The sequence below is a fragment of the Microcoleus sp. B4-C2 genome (genome assembly GCF_036705265.1).
Taxonomy (GTDB): Bacteria; Cyanobacteriota; Cyanobacteriia; order Cyanobacteriales; family Microcoleaceae; genus Microcoleus.
In genome coordinates this window covers 1-2,110 of the sequence record NZ_JAUBUB010000090.1, presented here as the reverse complement: position 1 = coordinate 2,110, position 2,110 = coordinate 1, and the positions used below count along the sequence as shown (strand labels likewise).

2 protein-coding genes are annotated in these 2,110 nt (G+C 45.6%); one reads left to right on the top strand and one right to left on the bottom strand.

Annotated features, from left to right (window positions below; genetic code table 11):
• Positions 1–169: 169 nt before the first annotated feature.
• Positions 170–439, bottom strand: a complete 270-nt coding sequence (locus QUB20_RS22355; RefSeq protein WP_333052822.1) for a GlsB/YeaQ/YmgE family stress response membrane protein — start codon at positions 437–439, stop codon at positions 170–172.
• 300 nt (positions 440–739) lie between these two features.
• Between QUB20_RS22355 and QUB20_RS22350 the strand changes: the two genes are divergently transcribed.
• Positions 740–1,927, top strand: a complete 1,188-nt coding sequence (locus QUB20_RS22350; protein WP_333249476.1) for a tetratricopeptide repeat protein — start codon at positions 740–742, stop codon at positions 1,925–1,927.
• Positions 1,928–2,110 lie beyond the last annotated feature (183 nt).

The following is a 2,110-nucleotide window of genomic DNA, read 5'->3' as shown; positions in this document are numbered from 1 at the left end:
CTTATTGCCCCCGCATTTATCCGTGGGGTCGCCTCTAAAATCTAAAATCTAAAATCTAAAATCTAAAATCGATTGACGCATCTACAAACAACTGAAAAACCCGGTTTCTCGAAGAAACCGGGTTTATGAATACCCTAAAAGTCGATCGACTGGGAATTGGCAATATTTGTTATGCAGCACGCTGAGTTAACAATCCCCAGATGAAAAGTAGAACTAGCGCACCTACGACTGCAAAAGCTATGCTGGGTAGAGTCAATGCTCCGAAGGATGCTCCCCCGCTCGTCCCCAGTAAGACTTGACCTAGATAACCTCCCACTAGGGCGCCCAAAATTCCTAAACCTGTTGTTGCCAGAAAGCCACCGCCTTGAGTTCCCGGATAAATGGCTTTGGCTAGCGCACCGGCAATCAATCCTAAAACGATCCAAGCAATAATTCCCATTTCTCTTTCTCCTGAATACTTAAACTTTTCTTGTGCCTTGTCTTATGTTCTAAGAATAACAACCCCTATCCCGCCCTTACCTCTACCGCAGGGATGAACCGAAAGTGGTAGAATTTCTCATGAATCGTCGGAGTTTGAGGCTTTTTAATATCTCAAAAGAGTTAACCCACTTTTTCGAGGGAAGAAAGGTACTTATGCTCAAAGCAAAAGGGAAATAGGAGAATCTTTTCTGGGACTTTTTGTGTTTTGGTGGTTAAAAAAATTACAATATTTCTGTGAAATGAGGAAAGTTTGCGCCCGATGGATCTGACTCTGTGCATGATTGTGAAGAATGAAGAGGCAACACTGTCGCGGACTTTGGACAGCGTTAAGGGTGTTGTTGACGAAATGGTGGTGGTGGATACGGGATCGGGCGATCGCACCCGTGAAATTGCGCGAGGATATGGCGCGAGGGTTTATGACTTTGAATGGTGCGATGACTTCGCAGCGGCGCGCAACGAGTGTCTCAAGCACGCCCAGGGCGACTGGATTTTGGTATTAGATGCCGATGAGGTTTTGGTACCGGAGATTCTACCTCAAATAAAGCCGGCAATTGCGAGCGATCGGCTGCTGCTAATCAATCTCATCCGCCAAGAAATCGGTGCCTCTCAATCTCCCTATTCCCTAGTGTCGCGCTTGTTTCGCAATCGCCTCGATATCCGCTTTTCTCGCCCTTACCACGCAATGGTAGACGACAGCGTGGCTGAGATTTTGCAGAGGGAACCAAATTGGAAAATAGCTTCTCTCCCCGATGTGGCGATTTGGCACTCTGGTTATCAAAAAGATGCGATCGCAGCAAAAAGTAAATTCCAAAAAGCTCAAGCAGCAATGGAACGCTATATCGCTTATTATCCAAACGATGCTTATGCTTGTAGCAAATTAGGTGCGCTGTATGTAGAAAGCGGGCAAATCGGGCGGGGAATTAATTTATTAACCAAAGGCTTGACTGCTGCGGCAATTAATGATTCTATTCTTTACGAACTCAACTATCATTTGGGAATTGCATATCGCCAGCAGCAGCAGTTTGCCAAAGCAAAAGAACACTATCAAGCGGCAATTAATACAGATGTGTTCCCCGCGCTCAAGTTGGGTGCTTACAATAATTTGGGCAATTTGCTCAAAGATGAAGGAGATTTGAAATCTGCTGAAAAAGCTTACAAAGCAGCTTTAAAAATTGACCCTAATTTTGGAGTAGGTCACTACAATTTAGGATTGACGCTGAAGGCAGCCGGAAATTTAGCAGATGCGATCGCCTATTACCGACAAGCGATAAAAATCGATCCCGAACACGCCGAAGCTCATCAAAACTTGGCAGTAGCCTTGCTCAAAATTGGCAAAATGCCAGAAAGTTTAGCAGAATTCAAAAGAGCGATCGCCCTTCACGAACAGCGCCGCCCCTTTGAAGCAGAACGCCTGCGCCGGGGACTACAAGAAATGGGTTTACTTTAAACTTGTTACCAAATAATTTGTAGGGGCAATCCCACGCCCGGTTGCCCCGAACCGGACGGGGTAAGCACGGGGGCATTACTGCAAGAAATGGGTTCGATCTAAACTTGTTAGGATCGCGAATTAAATAACTTATAATTTTAATTGTTATTGTGGGATGGGCGTCCCGCCCGTCCAAAAAGGACG